This window comes from Methylobacterium sp. D54C, from assembly GCF_053345595.1.
On the sequence record NZ_JBKFAK010000003.1, the window covers coordinates 155,181 to 171,354 of the forward strand.

A 16,174-nucleotide genomic window follows, 5' to 3' on the forward strand; every position below is an offset into this window, starting at 1 on the left:
CCCCATCAGCAATCTGCACATGGAACGACTAAGACTTCTCAAGCTTTAAGCTGCACGCGTTGCAGGAGGCTTCAAGATGTCTCTCGCGGAGGATGGTCGACCGCTCTCCCTGACCTGGCACTACACGCCGCGGGAGATCATGGCGGATGGCGTGATCCACGGTCTCGGCGTGGTGCTCGGCCTCGCCGGTGCCGTTGCCCTGGTGGCGACCGCGGTCACGGCGCATCTCGGGATCGGCGAACGTGCGGCCGTTGTCGTGTACGCCACGGCCCTCGTCCTGATGCTCGGCGTCTCGGCCGTCTACAATCTCTACCCTGTGAGCCCGCGCAAATGGCTCCTGCGCCGCGCCGATCACGCGCTGATCTACCTGATGATCGCCGGGACCTACACGCCGCTGGTGGCCCTCGTCGGGTCGGGCCCGCGGGCCTACGCGCTCCTTGCGATGATCTGGGTCGTGGCCCTCATCGGGATCGCCGTGAAGCTGTTTCTGCCGGGCCGGTTCGATCGCCTCTCGATCGGGCTCTACCTGTTGCTCGGCTGGAGCGGGTTGTTCGCCTACGAATCAGTGATCGCGGCGCTTCAGCCGACCGCCCTGTGGCTCTTGGGAATGGGCGGAGCGCTCTATTCGATCGGCGTCGTGTTCCACATCTGGCGGACCCTGCCCTTCCAGAACGCGATCTGGCACGGCTTCGTCCTCGCCGCCACGGCCTGCCACTACGGGACGATCTGGGCCAGCCTGAACGGCTCGCCGATGACGTAGCGTTGGGATCGATTGCGACCGTGCGCGTAAAATTCCGGTTACCGTCCTGATGGAAAGGTCGAGACGCGGCGACCTGCATTAAGTTTCCTGCGACCACGGGTGCACCACAACCTAGGGACTGATATTCCCGGGAGCTGGAACGTGGTCCCGAAGACGAACGACTCTGGCATCGCTCAGCGTTATAGGATCCTGCACGTGTTCCGCGCGCCGGTGGGCGGCTTGTTCCGGCACGTGATGGATCTCGCTCGCCTTCAGGCGGCCGCGGGGCACCATGTCGGTCTCGTCTGTGATTCCAGCACCGGCGGCGACCGCGCTGCGGGCGCCCTGGCGGACCTGGTGCCCTGCCTGGACCTCGGCCTTGTCCGGCTGACGATGCGCCGCAATCCGCATCCGTCGGACTGGTCCTGCCTCCGGGCCGTGGCGCAGAGGGCCGCGGAGGTCGGCGCGGAGGTCCTGCACGGACACGGCGCCAAGGGCGGCGCCTATGCCCGGCTCGCCGCGGCGGGTCCGGCGATCCGCGCCTACACGCCGCACGGCGGCAGCTACAATTACCGGCCGGGCAGCCCGCTGCACCGCCTCTACATGGGTGCCGAGGCGGTGCTCGCCCGCCGCACCGACGCGTTCCTGTTCGAGAGCGAGTACGTCGCCGGCCGCCATCGGAGCTTCGTCGGCGGTCCTGAGCGGGTGACGCGGATCGTGCACAACGGCATCGCCGAGGCCGAGTTCGCGCCGCTGGACCGCGTCGCCGAGCCCTTCGACCTGCTCTACGTCGGCGAGCTGCGGGAGGCTAAGGGCCTGCCCTACCTGCTTGAGGCCCTGGTCCGGCTGCGGGCCGAGGGCCGGGCGCTGCGCCTGCTCCTCGTTGGGTCGGGACCGGATGCCGAGATCCTTCGCGACACCGTGGCGCGGCTCGGCCTCGCCGACGCGGTGGCGTTCGAGCCGCCGCAGGCGATCCGCTCCGTGCTCGCCCGCGGGCGGATCCTCGTCGTCCCGTCGCTCGCGGAGTCGCTGCCCTACGTCGTGCTGGAAGCTGCCGCGGCGGCGCAGCCCCTGGTCGCCACCCGGGTCGGCGGAATCCCGGAGATCTTCGGCGCGGCCGCGCGCGACCTCGTGCCGTCGCGCGACCCGGCGGCGCTCGTGGAGGGGATCCGACGGGTCCTCGACGCCGCGCCGGAGGCCCTGGCCGAGCGGACGCAGAGTCTGAGCGCCTCGATCCGGCAGCGCTTCTCCCTGGAACGCATGGGCAGCGAGGTGATCTCCGGCTACGCCGCGGCCTTCGAGGCCCGCGCGGAGCGCCGCGATCCCGCACCGCGCGCGATCGCCGGGGCCCGGACCGCCTGACGACGAGACCAGCAGCAAGAGGAACGGGGGCCTGTGCGCCGCGGTGGAAAAGGCGGCGGCGCCCGCGCTCTTAAATGTTCCCACAACGCCCCGTGCCAGGGTTTCGCCGAGGCAGCGACCGTAAGGCTCGGGGGGAGCCGATCGATGAGCGCGTTCGACATTCGCGATCTTCTCGAGGCCGCCGTCCCGATGGAGGCGTCCTCGACCCCGGCCAAGGGCAGCGTCCCCCTCGCCGAGGCCGCCGTCCCCGGCCCGACGGCGATCTCGCCCGTCGTGGTGGCCGGTCTGGTGCGCGGGCTGGAATGCGCGCTCATCTTCGGCTTGGGCGCATTGCTGCACGTGCTGATGCTCCGCGGCCGCGTCCCGTTCGGGCTGACCTACGCGGGCGCGATCGGCATGATCGCGGTGATCACCGTGACGCTGATCCAGGCGTCCGGCGGCTACCGGGTCGCCGCCTTCCGGAGCTTCTTCAAGACCGCCGTCCGGCTGATCGCGGCGTGGTCGATGACGTTCCTGATGGTCGCCGCCGGCCTCGTGCTGGCCAAGGTCGCCGACCACTACTCGCGCCTCTGGCTCGCGACCTTCTTCGGCACCGGCCTCGCGATGCTGCTGGTCGGCCGCTTCGTCCTGTTCCGCATCATCGATGCCCAGACCCGGGCGGGACGGTTCGACCGGCGCACCGCGATCGTGGGCGGCGGACAGCCCGCGGAGGACCTGATCGCCGCCCTGGAGACGCAGACCGAGAGCGGCATCCGCATCGTCGGGGTGTTCGACGACCGCAACGCCGATCGCTCCTCGGACGTGGTGGCGGGGCACCCGAAGCTCGGCAACGTCGACGACCTCGTCGCCTACGCGCGGCACGCCCGGCTCGACCTGATCGTCTTCACGATCCCGATCACCGCGGAGGCCCGGATCCTCCAGATGCTCGCCAAGCTCTGGGTCCTGCCGATCGACATCCGTCTCTCGGCGCACGCCGCAAAGCTGCGCCTGCGCCCGCGCAGCTACTCGTATCTGGGCTCCGTCCCGGTGCTGGACGTGTTCGACCGTCCGATCGCCGACTGGGACGTCGTGGTGAAGGCGCTGTTCGACCGCTGCGTCGGCCTGATGATGCTGCTAGCGCTATCGCCGCTCATGCTGGTCATCGCCCTCGCGGTCCGGCTGACATCGCGCGGGCCGGTGCTGTTCCGGCAGAAGCGCCACGGGTTTAACAACGAGCTGATCGAGGTCTACAAGTTCCGCTCGATGTACGTGGATCAGTGCGACGCCGGCGCGGCCAAGATGGTGACACGGGGCGATCCCCGGGTCACGCCGGTCGGGCGCTTCATCCGGAAGACCTCGCTCGACGAGCTGCCGCAGCTGTTCAACGTGCTCAAGGGCGACCTGTCGCTGGTCGGCCCGCGCCCGCACGCGTTGCAGGCCAAAGCCGCCAACACGCTCTACGACCAAGTGGTCGACGGCTACTTCGCGCGCCACAAAGTGAAGCCCGGCATCACCGGATGGGCGCAGGTCAATGGCTGGCGCGGCGAGACCGACACCTCAGAGAAGCTGCAGCGGCGCGTCGAGCACGACCTCTACTACATTGAGAACTGGTCGGTGCTGCTCGACCTGCAGATCTTGCTGACCACGCCGTTCGCGCTGTTCAAGACCGAGAACGCCTACTGAGCGGAAGGGCCGGCACCGGAGCGGTGCCGGCCGGAAGCGCGCTACGGCAGCGCGCCGGCCTTCTCCTTGGCCTTCAGGATCGTGTCGCGGCAGCCCTGGGCGTCGCCGCCCTTGTCCTGCTGGCGCGCCTGCGCGACCAGCTTCTTGGCTTCCTCGACGCCCGCGGCGGTGGGCTTCACGGCGGCGTCCGACTTGGTGAGCGCCGGCGGCGTGTCGAGCGCCTTGGGCGAGTTCGAGGACGTGGTGCCGCCGGGCGGCGTCGTGCCGGTCACCGAGGCCGCGCCGGCGCTGTCCAGCCGCCGCTGCAGCGTGTCGACCTCGTCGGCGCACGGGGTCGCCAGGGCCGGCGTGGCGGCCGCCAGGGCCAGGGCTGCAACGGCGAAACGCATGATCATCGGGACGAGGCTCCACGGTGTCGGGATGCGGCCGGCGCCGACCCCTCATGCATGAGCGGACGGTGATGCGCCGGTGCGGCTACCGGGGAGACGCCGGGCGAACGGGCCCGTTCCCGAGACAGGAGGCCGCATGCGGTAGCGCGGAAACGCGACGGGCGCCCCGCGCGGCCTTCTGGCCGCGGGAGGCGCCCGCCTCTCGACGCCGCTGACGGATCAGTACTTCCGGATGATCGGCTCCGGCGACATCGGCACCGGATCGGCGCCGAAGGCGTAGCGGATGCCGGCGTAGACCGAGAAGGGCTGCGCCAGGGTCGTGGTCCGCGGATCGCTGATCCGCAGGTTGCCCGCCACCGCGCCCGGCTCGGCGTAGGTGCCGAACGTGGTGTAGCGGTTGTTGGTCAGGTTGGTGATGAGGCCGAAGACCTCGAGGTTCTTCGTCACCTGATACTTCGTCTGGAAGTTCAGAACGTAGTACGGCGGCAGCTTGCGGTTCAGGTTCGACTCGTCGCCGCGGAAATAGGACGAGGAGAAGGCCTGGAGGTAGAGGCCGAACTGCCAGTTGGGCGTGACGAAGTAGTCGAACCCGGCCTTGATCTGGTGGGTCGGCACCAGCGGCACGACGTTGCCCTTGCGGACCTGGATCGCGCCGTCATCCGCGAGCGGGTTGTTGGGCGACGACAGGGTGCCGTTGAACTGGAAGGTCGCGTCGACCAGCGCGTAGTTGGCGTAGACCCGCAGGTAATCGGCCGTGTACTCGCCGCCGACCTCGATGCCCTGCCGCTGCGTCGACGGCACGTTGACGAAGTAGGCGCGGGCGGTGTTGCCGGGGGTGGCCAGCGACAGGATGTCGTTGGCGAGATCGGTGCGGAAGGCGCCAATCTTGTAGGTGATGATGCCGCCGTCATAGGTGTTCGGCAGCTGGCCGCGGAAGCCGACCTCGTAGGTCCGTCCGGTGACCTGCTTGAGCGGCGGGTCGGCCACCAGCGAGTTCGGCAGCAGGCACGGCCGGTCCGGGTTGGCGCAGGCCAGCTCCAGCGGGGTCGGGGCGCGGTTCGACTCCGAGTAGCTGCCGTAGAGGTTCAGCGCGTCGAAGAACCGGTAGGTCAGGCCGGCGACCGGGTTGATCTTGTTGAAGTAGTGCGTGCCGGTCACGTCCGGCGAGAAGCCGGTCAGGTCCTCGCTCTGGATGCGCGCGAAGTTGAGCCGGGCGCCGGCGGTCAGCGACAGCCGGTCGGTCACGTCGAGCGTGTCGAGGGTGTAGAGACCCATGTAGAGGTTGGAGCCGTTGACCGAGCTCGGCGCGATGCCGAGCGCGCCGGCGGTCCGTAGCTGCGGCGTGCCGAGGCCCGGGACGTTGCCGTAGAACGGGTTGCTCGGGTTGGTTGTGATCGACAGATCCGGGTTGATGACGCCGAGCGTGCTGGACGACTTGAAGCCGTAATTGGCCGCGTCGATGCTGCCGCCGACCACGAAGGTGTTGGACAAGCCGAAGATCCGGTCGCGGTTGGCGGCCTGGAGCGAGCCGCCGAAGCCTGTAGCTTCCGTCCGGGTCGTGTCCAGCGTGCCGTACGGGATGCCCGCCCGGAACGGGATGCGCTGGTTCTGCTGCCCCAGGATCAGGAACTGGTTGCGGAAGGCGAGCTGCGACTGTCCGGCCGCCGGGCTGAACCCGTCATCCTCGAAGCAGAGGTTGCCGCGGAAGCTGGAGCGTGTGCTGCAGTTCTCGAAGTTGCCGTCGTTGCCGTCGACGTAGGTCTGGCTGAAGCGGCGGAAATAGGCGTTGCCGGCGAGGTCCCAGGTCGGCGAGATGTCGACCCGGCCGGTCAGCTGGAGCGTGCCGACCTCGGTGGTGGTGGTCTGCGGGAAGGTGAAGATCGCCCGCGGGTCGCGGTGGGTGAAGTCCACCGGCGTGGCCGCGGCCGCGCCGAAGAAGCTGCGGGCGGCGAGCCCGATCAGGTGGAACTCCGCATCCTGCGAGCGGTAGCCGATGTCACCGTAGAGACGGCCGATCGTGCTCGGGCTCTCGTAGCGCCAGCCGCGGTCGTTCAGGCCGTCGCCGGTGAAGTAGACGCTCCACGGGCCGGAGACCTTGCCGTACTCGAGATAGCCGGCGGTGCGCGCGTCCGAGCCGCCCCAGGCCGAGATCTCGGTGCCCTGCCAGGTGAAGCCGTTCTTCATCTGGATGTTGACCGCGCCGCCGAGCGCGTTGAGGCCGAAGACCGGGTTGCCGGTGACCACGTCGATGCGCTGGATTGCCTGCGGCGGGATCAGGTCGAAGTTGACGATGTCGCCGAAGGCCTCGTTGATGCGCACGCCGTTCTGATACACGGCGAGGCCCTGCGGCACGCCCTGCACGGGCGAGGCCGTGAAGCCGCGGTAGGTGATGTCGACGCGGTTGTTGTTGCCCTGCGAGTCCGAGATGTTGATGCCGGGCGTGCGGCGGGCCAGCGTTGTGGTCAGGTTGTCGCTGGCGCGATCGATCGTGATATCGCTCGCCGTGACCGATTCGACGGTGCTGGGGATCTTGTAGAGCGGCTGCTCGGAGCCGCGCAGCCGCACGCCGGTGCTCGGTCCCAGGGAGCCGGCCGGCGGCACCGGTCCGGGACCGTTGAAGATCTGCGCCTGGCTCGAATTTCCGCCGCCGGACCCGACCGGCGACGTCGAGACGACGCTGATCTCGCCGAGCGTGACCGATTGCTGAGCCTGCACCGCTGCCGGGAGAACCGTCCCGGCGAGCACCGATGCCGACGCGACCAGGCTGCTCCGAAGCGCCCGAAGTGACATCCCCAACCCCCTCAAACCCAAACACGTGCTCGTGACTGCCGAGCTTGGGTCTTTCTTGGAGGGTGCCGGGAACGCGCACAATTGGTTCAAGAACACGTGAGACGCGTTTCGGCCTCATTTCCGGCCCGCGCCGACCGAAGCCGCCGCCACGTGGTTAAACAGCAACAGTTTCGGTAAAGATTTCAGCCACTTAAGGATATTTCGGCAATCTGCCCGGGATAGTTTGGCAATGATCGCTGGCGCGTGGTCAGAGCCGTGCCTGAATCAGGCGCGCGATCTCACCGAGCCGCTGCTCGAGCAACTGCGGAACCTCGCAGACATAGGTCAGCGACTGGCTTCGCTCCTGAAAGATCCGGCGATCCCAGGCGAACTTCGTCTCCAGCTCGGACTGGTCCTTCGGGAGTTCCGTGGCGTCGGAGGCGCTCGGCGCGTCCTTCACCTGACTGATCTTGTCGGCCTCGTCGCGGATTCGCTCGGCCATCCGTCGCTGGCCCTGCGCGTAGCGCGCGATGCCACCCACCACCTTGTTGCGCTCGCCGTTCAGCACCTCGAACACGCCGGCGTAGACGCGGGTCAGGGCCTTGTCCTTCGCGTCCTTGTCGGAGCCGAACTTCTCCGCGAACGTGTCGAGGAGCGGGCCGACCTGCGAGAGGTCGGTGCGGCGCGACGCGATCTTCTGCGCCAGGACGGCGGCGTCGTTGTCGCTGCCCCAGTCGCCGGCGGCCTCCACGTCGGGACCGGTCCAGAACTGGCCGGGACTGAGTGTGGCGACCTTGCGCTGGACGCAGGGCCAATCCGGATCCTGTTTCGGCTGCGCCAGGGCTGGACCGGCGAGGATCGCGAGCCCCAGCGCCGGGCCGACGATGCGGGTCAGGAGGACGTTCATTGGGCGGACTCCATCAGGTGTTGTCGCCGGCCGGGCCGCCGCGCCGGGCCATGATGCCGCGGCCGGGGTCGTAGGCGACCACCGCCATGCCGAAGAAGGCGAGCCCCACGCCCAGCACCACGGCGCAGGCGACCGGCTCGAACTGGAGGTAGAGGGCGTAGCGGACGAGCTGGACCGCGTGGCTGAATGGGTTCAGCTCGCAGATCCAGTAGAGGGTCTCGGAGGATTCCCGGATCCGCCACAGGGGGTACAGGGCCGACGAGGCGAAGAACATCGGGAAGATCACGAAGTTCATCACGCTGGCGAAGTTCTCGAGCTGGCGGACCAGCGAGGACAGGAACAGCCCGATCGCCCCCAGCATCAGCCCCGTGGCCAGGAAGGCCGGCAGGGCCGCGAGGTAGCCCAGCCACGGGATGTCGCTCTCCCAGAAATACGCCACGGCCAGGAACGCGTAGGCCTGCACGATCGACACGGCGACGCCGGCGATCAGCTTGGCGAGCAGGAGCAGCCACCGCGGATAGGGCGAGGTGAGCAGCACCTTCATCGAGCCGACCTCGCGGTCGTAGACCATCGACAGCGACGATTGCATGCCGTTGAACAGCTGGATCATCACGGCGAGGCCCGGGACCACGTAGACCTCGTAGAGCACGTAGGTCTGGTAGGGCGGCTCGATGGACACGCCGAGCGTGTTGCGGAAGCCGGCCGCGAAGATGAACAGCCAGACCAGCGGCCGGACCAGCGCCGAGAAGAACCGCTCCTTCTGATTGAAGAAGCGCAGCAGCTCGCGGCGGACGATGCCGCCGAGGCAGATCAGGTAGCCGACCGCGTCGAGGCGGCCGATCCGCGCGGCCTGGCCGCGCGGCGGGGCGGTGCCGATCCGGGTGGCGAGCGGTGTCGGGTTCGTCATGCCGCCGCCCTCCCCGGCTCGGCGACCAGGCGGCGGAACGCGTCGGCGAGCGCCTCGCCGGGCCTTCCGATCCCGCCGGCCCGGCCCCGGGCGACGATCCGGCCCCGGTGCAGCACCACGGCGTCGTCGTCGTCCGCGATCTCCTCGAAGATGTGGGTCGCCCAGAGCACCGACAACCCCTCCTCGCGCACCAGGGCGCGGACGATCGCCACGATGTCGGCCCGGGATTCTAGGTCGAGGCCGACGGTGGGCTCGTCGAGGAGCAGCAGGTCGGGGCGGTGGATCAGGGAGCGGGCGATCTCGATCCGGCGCGACTGGCCACCCGAGAGTGTGCGCACCTTGTCGTGGCGCCGGTCCGCGAGTCCGACGCGGTCGAGCAGCTCGCCCACACGGACCTTGGCGGCGCCACGGGCGATGCCGTGCAGGCTCGCGTGGTAGAGGAGGTTCTGCTCGACCGTCAGGTCGGTGTCGAGGGTGCGGGCCTGGAACACGACGCCGAGCCGCGCCAGCGCCCGGGACGGCTCGCGATCCAGGGCGTGGCCGAAGATCGAGACCCGCCCGGTCTGGTTGTTGTAGAGCCGGGTGATGACCGAGAACAGCGTCGTCTTGCCGGCGCCGTTCGGCCCCAGCAGCGCGGCGAAGTGGCCACGCTCCACCGTGATCGAGACGTCGTCCAGCGCGGCGCGGGCGCCGAACTTGTGGCCGACATGCTCGATCAGGAGGGCCGCCGGCTCGGTCGCGCTCATCGGCCCAGGACCTTCCGGGCGTCGGAGACGGCGTCGAGGCACTCGTCGAACTCGCCCTCCTTCTGCTCCCGCTCGGCCACCCGCAGGGCCTTCTTGAGCTTCGGCACCGCCGTCTCGGGCGGGTTTAGGGCGAGGGCATCGCGGATCATCGTGATGCCCTCGGCGCAGGACGCGGCGTCGTCGGCCGCGAGGGCCGGGCCGGCGGCGAGGAGGCAGGCGGAGAGGAGGAGGAGGCGCATCACTTCACCGTCAGCGTGCCGGTCATGCCCTTGGACTCCAGGCCGTGCACCGACCACAAGTAGGTGCCGGGCTTGATCGCGACGAACTCGATGGCGATCTCGCCGGGATCGTCGAACTCCAGGTGATCGGGTGGGCCGCCGCCGTGGATCTCCTTGTGCTCGATCACGATCTGGTTGAACCAGATGTAGCGGAAGAACTCCGGCGCGTAGAATTTGTATTCCTGGCGCCCCTTGGCGACGATCCGTAGCCGGTAGGCCTTGCCGGATTCCAGCGTGATGTCCTTGTTCTCGACCACGAAGTCGTTGCCCTGATCGTCGCCCAGGACGAGGTCGGGCAGGTTCTCCCGCTTCTTGGTCAGGTCGAGGGCACTGGCCGGTGCCGCGGCGAGCAGCCCTGCCAGGCTGAGGGCCGCCGTTCGAAACATGCGTGTCATGTCGTGTTCCACCCTAGGGCCGCGTCGCGCGCGGCCGTCCTCGCTCGGCGCCCGGAGGTCGCGCGGATTAGTTCGGCGAGATCGCCACGCCCCAAGGCAGGAGCCCGACCGGGATGCTCTTCACCACCTTCTCGGCGGCCACGTCGATCACCGAGACGTCGTTGGAGGTGCCGTTCGTGGTGAAGAGCTGCTTCTGGTCAGGCGTGAAGGCGAGCTGCCAGACCCGCTGGCCGACCGGCAGGTACTTCTCGACCGCGTAGGTCTTGGCGTCGATCACGGCGACGCGGTTCGCCGGCCCGAGGGCCACGAAGGCCTTGGATCCGTCCTTGGTGATCCGGATGCCCACCGGCTGGATCGCCTCGTCGTTCACGCCCGGGATCTTGAAGGTGATCTTCCTGATCACGCGGCGCTGGGCGACGTCAATCACGCTCACCGTGCCGCCGACCTCCGCCGAGACCCACAGGAACTTGCCGTCGGCGGTGAACTCGGCGAAGCGCGGCCGGGCGTCGACCAGCACGTTGTCGATGACCTGGAATGTCTTCGTATCGATGAAGTGGGCCATGTTGGTCGTCTCGGAGGTGTTGACGAGGATCTTCCCGTCCGGCGACAGGCCCATCCCCTCCGGCTCGACGCCCACCGGTACCTCGGCGAGCACCTTGTTCTTCTCGATGTCGATGATCGTGACCTGGCTGTCGTCCTCGTTGGCCACGTAGAGCGGGTTCCCGGAGGCGTCGAGGATGAACTGCTCCGGATCCGGCCCGGAGCGCAGCGAGCGCACCACCTTTCCGGAACTGGTGTCGAGCACGTCGATCCGGTCGTCGTCGCTCGCGCAGACGAACAGCTCCTTGCCATCCTTGGAGACGGTCACACCGCGCGGGCGCCGCCCGACCTTCCACGTCGCCGTCACCGCCATCGTGTTGGTGTCGATGACGCTGACCGAGTTGCCCTTCTCGTTCGTCACGTAGGCGGTGAAGGCGGCGGCCGGCCCGCACAGGGCGAACCACGCACCGAGGGCGACCCCACGCAGACATGCCTCGACGACGCGGCGGCTCATACGGTTTCCTTCCCTTGTGACGGCCCGGCGCCCTGGGCGGACGTTCTCGGGGGACGTTTGTAGTGCGATTTCCGCGCGTTGCGAGGGCCTTGGCCGCTCGCCATCGCCGCAGGCCGCGGGTTCACTTGAACTTGCAGGTGGTCTCGGGGAGGTCGACGCCCAGCGTGTCGAGGGGCGTGCGCTGGTGCAGGAAACCCTGCTCGGGCGCGACGGAGACCAGCGCCTTCGGCTGTACCACGATGATCGCCTGCCGGAGCTGGTGGTCCCAGGGCCGGAAGCTCAGCGGCACGCCCTTGTAGGCCGGCAGCGTGAAGGCGGGCTCGACGAGGTACGGGGCGATCACGGCCGGGTCGTTGGTCTTCTTGGCCGTCACGGCCTCGCCCACCGTCCGCACCGCGGCCCAGACCTGATAGTCCAGCGGGCGCATCAGCCGGGAGGCGAGCCGCCGGAACCGGTTCTGGGCCTGCGCGGCGCCCCAGGTCTCCAGCACGGGGGACCAGGTCGTCGGCGTCAGCGCCTGCGTGCCGCCGACGGGGCGCGGATCGACCGTGCGGTAGGGCACGTAGTCGCCCCAGTCGCCCTCCTCGTCGGCCACGATGGCCATGTCGTAGTCGAGGCCCCGGGTGAAGACCATCGCCTCGGCGCGGGTCGGCGTGTCGCCGCGCGCCTTGGCGAGGGGGCCGAAGGTCCAGGGCTTCTCGGCGGTGATCTTCAGCGCGAACTTCCGCGCCGAGTTGCGCATCGCGTCGGCGTAGGCCTTGTCGGCGTCGGTCGGGCCGACGATCAGGAAGAGCTTCCGCCAGCGCATCACGGTCAGGTACTGCGCCAGCGCGTCGGTGAGCATCGCCCGCGACGGCAGGATGTGGAACACGTTGACCCGGCACTCGGCTCCGCGCAGACGATCGTCGGGCGCCCCCGCGTTGAGCACGACCGCGCCCGTGTCCTTGACGGCGTCGGCCACGGCCAGAACCGCGTCGGCGGGGAGCGCCAGGACCAGGTAGCGCACGCCCTTGCCGATCAGCTCCTTGGCCGCCGCCACGGCGTCCGGCTTGTCGTCGGTCAGGGCGACTTCGTCCAGGACGTAGGTCTGCTTGGTGAAGCGGCCGGTGGTGTTGTTGTCGGCGATGCCCATCTTGGCACCGGCCAGGCCCTCGTCCTCCGGCGCCGCCTCGGCATCATACGAGGACGGGGCAGGCTGCAGCCGGTAGATCAGGCCGACATGGGTCTCGAGCGCCTGCGGAGCGGCGGCCTGGGCCGGCTGCGCCGCCGCGGCCGGCACCGGGTCCTCGGCCCGCGCCGCCGCCGGGGCCATGGCGAGCGCGACGGCGGCCGCGCGCAGCCAGGACGGGCGCGTCTTGCGCCGGAGGGCCGTGTCGGGTGCAGGATGGTGCATGCGCGCGGCCTCTATCAGCTTCCGCTCAGGCCGCTCAACCGCGGCGTCTCGTCCCGACGTTCACGTTACCGTCGTGGGTTAGGCGGGCGCGGAAGTACATTGCCAAATTGTCCCTTCGCCCGACCTATGGCGGGAACGATGCCGCCGCCTCGGGCGGTCGCACGCCTCGAGAGGAAGCTCCCGCCGATGCGCCACACGTCTCTCCGCGCCGCGCTTGCCTGCGGCGTCGTCCTGTGGACCGCCCTGCCCGGTGCGGCCGGCGCCGCCGAGAAGGCCGCCGTCTTCCCGGTCGAGCTGTTCGATCCCGGTGCCGCCTACGGATCCCGGACGCGGCCGGTGGACGCCCGGAAGCTCGCCCTCGTCACCGACGAGTTGCGCAATGCCCTGCGCGACAAGGCCGGTCTGGAGATCGTCGATACCGCGCCCAAGGCCGACGTCGTGGCCAAGGAGGGGCCGCTCTACAAATGCAACGGCTGCGCTGCCGACATCGCCAAGAGCCTGGGTGCGGATCTCGTCGTGACCGGTTATGTGGAGAAGGGGTCCGGCCAGATCTTCAACCTGAGCGTCGCGATCGCCGAAGCCGATACCGGCAAGGTGGTGCGCGGCGGGCAGGTGACGATCCGGGCCGACACCGACGATACCTGGGCGCACGCGATGCGTTGGGTGGTCAAGAACCGCCTGCTCGCCGAGCCGCTGCCCGGGAAGTCCTGAGACGGCCCGTTCAAGTTCGAGTGTTTCGTGCCCGCGTCCACCATCCAGCAAGACCCCCTGCCCCGGCTCCTCGTCAGCGTTCGCGATCCGGCCGAGGCCGAGGCAGCCCGCCTCGCCGGCGCCGACCTGATCGACGCCAAGGACCCGGAGCGCGGGGCGCTCGGCGCCCTGGACGAGGACGTCGTGCGGGAGATCGTCGCCCGCGTGTCCGGCGGTGCCGCGACGAGCGCGGTGGCCGATCCGGCGGCCGGATCCGTCGCCGCCCTGGCCCGGACCGGCGTCGACTGGGTGAAGGTCGGTCTACGTCCTGCCGAGATCCGGGACGCGGCGACGCTGGCCGATCGCGTCGCGGCCGCGCCGGGCCGGCTGATCGCCGTGCTGTTCGCCGAGGACGGGCCGGCGGCCCCGCATGTGCCCGCCCTGGCGGCGGCTGGCTTCGCGGGCGCTATGATCGACACCGCCGGCAAGACCGGCGCCCGCCTGCCCGACCTCGCCGCGCCCTCGGACCTCTCGGCCTTCACCACCGCCTGCCGGGCGAACGGCCTGATGAGCGGCCTCGCTGGGTCGCTGCGGGTCATCGACATCCCCGGCCTCTGCGCGCACCGGCCGGATTACCTCGGCTTCCGCGGCGGCCTGTGCCGGGACTTCGACCGCCGCAACGGCATCGATCCCCTGCGCGTGACCGAGGCCCTGCGCGCCCTGCGGCCGAGCCGGCAGGACGCGGCGTGACGAGCGTCATCAAGATCGGCGGCAGCCTTGAGGCGGATCCGCATCGCCGCCGCGCCCTGCTGGAGGCGATCGGCGACGGCGCTCACGGGCGCTGCATCGTGGTGCCGGGCGGCGGCGCCTTCGCGGACGCCGTCCGGGCCGCGCAGGCGCGGGAGCGCTTCGGCGACGCCGAGGCCCATCGCCGGGCGCTCGACGCCATGGGCGACGCGGCCGGCATCTTCCGCGGGATCGAGCCGCGGCTGGTGCAGAGCCTGGAGCCCTGGGCTGAGGCCGCGCCCGCGCGGATACGGGTTTGGAACCCGCGCACTCTCCGAGCCGGTCACCCGGACATTTCGGAGACCTGGGACGTAACCTCGGACAGCCTCGCCCTCTGGCTCGCGGCGCGGGTCGGGGCGGAGCGCTGCGTCCTGGTGAAATCCGTCGACGCGCCGCCGGGCCTCGACCCCGCCGCGCTGGCGCGGGACCGGATCGTGGACGCTGCCTTCCCGGGCTTCGCGGCCGGTTTCGGGGGGACGATCGAGGTCTGGGGACCGCACCGCCGCATCGCCGTCGAGACGAGGGCCGCCGCGTGAGCACCGCCGAGCACATCGTCTTCGTCACCGGCCGCCTCGCCCGGGCGCGGCTCGAGAAGGTCGCGGCGGGGCTCCCGCCGACCCTCCACTGGAGCATCGCGGATGCCGGCGTGAAGGTCGCGGCGCTGATGACCGAGGAGATCATCCGCCGGCGGGTCGTGCTGCCCGAGGGCGCCACGCGGATCGTCCTGCCGGGCCGGTGCCGGGCCAATCCCGAGCACCTCGCGGCGCATTTCGGCGTCCCGGTGGAGCGCGGACCCGACGAGGTGGTCGACCTGCCGGCCTGGCTCGGCCTGACCGCCCGCAAGGTCGACCTGTCCCGGCACGACCTCCGGATCTTCTCGGAGATCGTGGACGCGTCGAAGATGAGCGTCGACCAGATCCTCGCCAAGGGGCTCGATCTCGCCGGGCGCGGCGCGGACGTCATCGATCTCGGCGGCCTGCCCGATACCCCGTTCCCGCACCTCGAGGATTCCGTGCGGGCGCTGAAGGGCGCCGGCCTGAGGGTCAGCGTCGATTCCTTCTCCCGCGAGGAACTGGTCCGGGGCGCCGGCGCCGGCGCCGACTTTCTGCTGAGCCTGAACGAGGAGACCCTCGATCTCGCCTTCGAGACCGACGCGATGCCGATCCTCGTGCCGATGCGGCCGGACGACCTGCCCTCCCTCGATCGTGCGATCGAGCGCATGCTCAAGGCGGGGCGGCCGTTCCTGGCCGACCCGATCCTCGAGCCGATCCACCACGGCTTCGTCGACTCGATCGCGCGTTACCGCGACACCCGCGCCCGCTGGCCCGAGATCGACATGATGATGGGTACCGGCAACCTCACCGAGCTGACCGAGGCCGATTCCCTGGGCGTCACGGCGCTGCTCGTCGGGATGTGCTCGGAGCTGTCGATCCGCAACGTGCTGATCGTGCAGGTCTCCAACCACACCCGCCGCACCGTCGAGGAGCACGACGCCGCCCGGCGGGTCATGTACGCGGCCAAGGCCGATTCGGCGCTGCCGAAGGGCTACGGCCGGGCGCTCCTCGCCCTTCACGACAAGCGCCCGTTCGTGCAGACCGCCGACGAGATCGCCCAGGCCGCCGCCGAGGTGCGCGACCCGAATTACCGGATCGTGATCGCCGAGGACGGGATCCACCTCTACAACCGCGACATCCACAGGGTCGGCACCGACGCGATGGCCTTCTTCCCCGACCTCGACGTGGCGAGCGACGGCGCCCACGCCTTCTATCTCGGCGCCGAACTCGCCAAGGCCGAGACGGCGTGGCGCCTCGGCAAGCGCTACGTTCAGGACGAGGCCCTCGACTGGGGCTGCGCGGCCGACGCCGACGTCGAGGATGCTACCGCCTTCAAGAAGGCCGGCCACACCCGCCATTCCGGACCCGACGCGCCCCCGCCCGGGACCCGCGACGCGCGCCTGGCCGGGCCCGAAGCGGACGCGAGCCAGCCCGAGACCGTCCCGGAGGCCGCGGCGCGCGCCGCGGTCGCGCCCGAGCGCCCGCAGGATCCGCCGTCGAAGCTGGTCTGCGGGCGCCTCGTCCCCGCCGACAAGGCGTGAGG

General features: G+C 70.0%; 16 protein-coding genes. 7 read left to right on the forward strand and 9 right to left on the reverse strand.

Translation table 11 applies throughout. The annotated features are described in order from the left end of the window. The first annotated feature begins 76 nt into the window (after nt 1-76). From trhA to ACLBYB_RS09805, 3 genes are all read left to right on the forward strand, one after another. Nucleotides 77-760, forward strand: a complete 684-nt coding sequence (gene trhA / locus ACLBYB_RS09795) for a PAQR family membrane homeostasis protein TrhA (RefSeq protein WP_447698648.1) — start codon at nt 77-79, stop codon at nt 758-760. Between the two features lie 141 nt (nt 761-901). Continuing rightward, nucleotides 902-2,101: a glycosyltransferase family 4 protein gene (locus ACLBYB_RS09800; protein ID WP_447698649.1), complete on the forward strand. Its 1,200-nt coding sequence runs from the start codon at nt 902-904 to the stop codon at nt 2,099-2,101. A gap of 144 nt (nt 2,102-2,245) precedes the next feature. Next, nucleotides 2,246-3,763 (forward strand): undecaprenyl-phosphate glucose phosphotransferase, encoded by a 1,518-nt coding sequence (locus ACLBYB_RS09805; protein ID WP_447698650.1) that lies wholly within the window; start codon nt 2,246-2,248, stop codon nt 3,761-3,763. 41 nt (nt 3,764-3,804) lie between these two features. Here ACLBYB_RS09805 and ACLBYB_RS09810 read toward each other — a convergent pair whose 3' ends face one another. The 9 genes from ACLBYB_RS09810 to ACLBYB_RS09850 all read right to left on the reverse strand — a co-directional run bounded on the left by ACLBYB_RS09810 (nt 3,805) and on the right by ACLBYB_RS09850 (nt 12,601). Continuing rightward, nucleotides 3,805-4,158: a hypothetical protein gene (locus ACLBYB_RS09810; RefSeq protein WP_132366675.1), complete on the reverse strand. Its 354-nt coding sequence runs from the start codon at nt 4,156-4,158 to the stop codon at nt 3,805-3,807. A gap of 213 nt (nt 4,159-4,371) precedes the next feature. Then, nucleotides 4,372-6,942 carry a TonB-dependent receptor gene (locus tag ACLBYB_RS09815; RefSeq protein WP_447698651.1) on the reverse strand — a complete coding sequence of 857 codons (2,571 nt, stop codon included), beginning with the start codon at nt 6,940-6,942 and terminating at the stop codon, nt 4,372-4,374. 247 nt (nt 6,943-7,189) lie between these two features. Continuing rightward, a complete protein-coding gene (locus ACLBYB_RS09820; RefSeq protein WP_091676777.1) occupies nt 7,190-7,828 on the reverse strand; it encodes a hypothetical protein in 639 nt (212 codons plus the stop codon). 13 nt (nt 7,829-7,841) lie between these two features. Next, nucleotides 7,842-8,735 carry an ABC transporter permease gene (locus ACLBYB_RS09825; protein ID WP_020092089.1) on the reverse strand — a complete coding sequence of 298 codons (894 nt, stop codon included), beginning with the start codon at nt 8,733-8,735 and terminating at the stop codon, nt 7,842-7,844. Then, a complete protein-coding gene (locus tag ACLBYB_RS09830; RefSeq protein WP_091926704.1) occupies nt 8,732-9,481 on the reverse strand; it encodes an ABC transporter ATP-binding protein in 750 nt (249 codons plus the stop codon). Before ACLBYB_RS09830 ends, ACLBYB_RS09825 begins: the two co-directional genes overlap by 4 nt. Next, complete coding sequence (locus ACLBYB_RS09835; RefSeq protein ID WP_447698652.1) at nt 9,478-9,720, reverse strand: hypothetical protein; 243 nt, start codon at nt 9,718-9,720, stop codon at nt 9,478-9,480. The genes ACLBYB_RS09830 and ACLBYB_RS09835 overlap by 4 nt, the downstream gene beginning before the upstream one ends. Continuing rightward, on the reverse strand, nt 9,720-10,154 hold the full coding sequence (locus tag ACLBYB_RS09840) for a hypothetical protein (protein ID WP_447698653.1): 435 nt from the start codon (nt 10,152-10,154) through the stop codon (nt 9,720-9,722). Before ACLBYB_RS09840 ends, ACLBYB_RS09835 begins: the two co-directional genes overlap by 1 nt. Before the next feature lie 67 nt (nt 10,155-10,221). After that, a complete protein-coding gene (locus ACLBYB_RS09845; RefSeq protein ID WP_447698654.1) occupies nt 10,222-11,208 on the reverse strand; it encodes a YVTN family beta-propeller repeat protein in 987 nt (328 codons plus the stop codon). A gap of 121 nt (nt 11,209-11,329) precedes the next feature. Beyond that, nucleotides 11,330-12,601: an ABC transporter substrate-binding protein gene (locus ACLBYB_RS09850; protein WP_447698655.1), complete on the reverse strand. Its 1,272-nt coding sequence runs from the start codon at nt 12,599-12,601 to the stop codon at nt 11,330-11,332. 186 nt (nt 12,602-12,787) lie between these two features. Between ACLBYB_RS09850 and ACLBYB_RS09855 the strand changes: the two genes are divergently transcribed. The 4 genes from ACLBYB_RS09855 to ACLBYB_RS09870 are packed head-to-tail and all read left to right on the forward strand — an operon-like array spanning nt 12,788 to nt 16,172. Continuing rightward, entirely contained in the window at nt 12,788-13,312 is a 525-nt protein-coding gene (locus tag ACLBYB_RS09855) for a DUF3280 domain-containing protein (RefSeq protein WP_427508820.1), read from the forward strand. Between the two features lie 27 nt (nt 13,313-13,339). Beyond that, nucleotides 13,340-14,041, forward strand: coding sequence for a (5-formylfuran-3-yl)methyl phosphate synthase (locus ACLBYB_RS09860; protein WP_447698656.1), 702 nt, complete (start codon nt 13,340-13,342; stop codon nt 14,039-14,041). Continuing rightward, entirely contained in the window at nt 14,038-14,613 is a 576-nt protein-coding gene (locus tag ACLBYB_RS09865) for an amino acid kinase family protein (protein WP_447698657.1), read from the forward strand. Before ACLBYB_RS09860 ends, ACLBYB_RS09865 begins: the two co-directional genes overlap by 4 nt. Next, nucleotides 14,610-16,172, forward strand: coding sequence for a DUF6513 domain-containing protein (locus ACLBYB_RS09870; protein WP_447698658.1), 1,563 nt, complete (start codon nt 14,610-14,612; stop codon nt 16,170-16,172). The genes ACLBYB_RS09865 and ACLBYB_RS09870 overlap by 4 nt, the downstream gene beginning before the upstream one ends. The last annotated feature ends 2 nt before the right edge of the window (nt 16,173-16,174 follow it).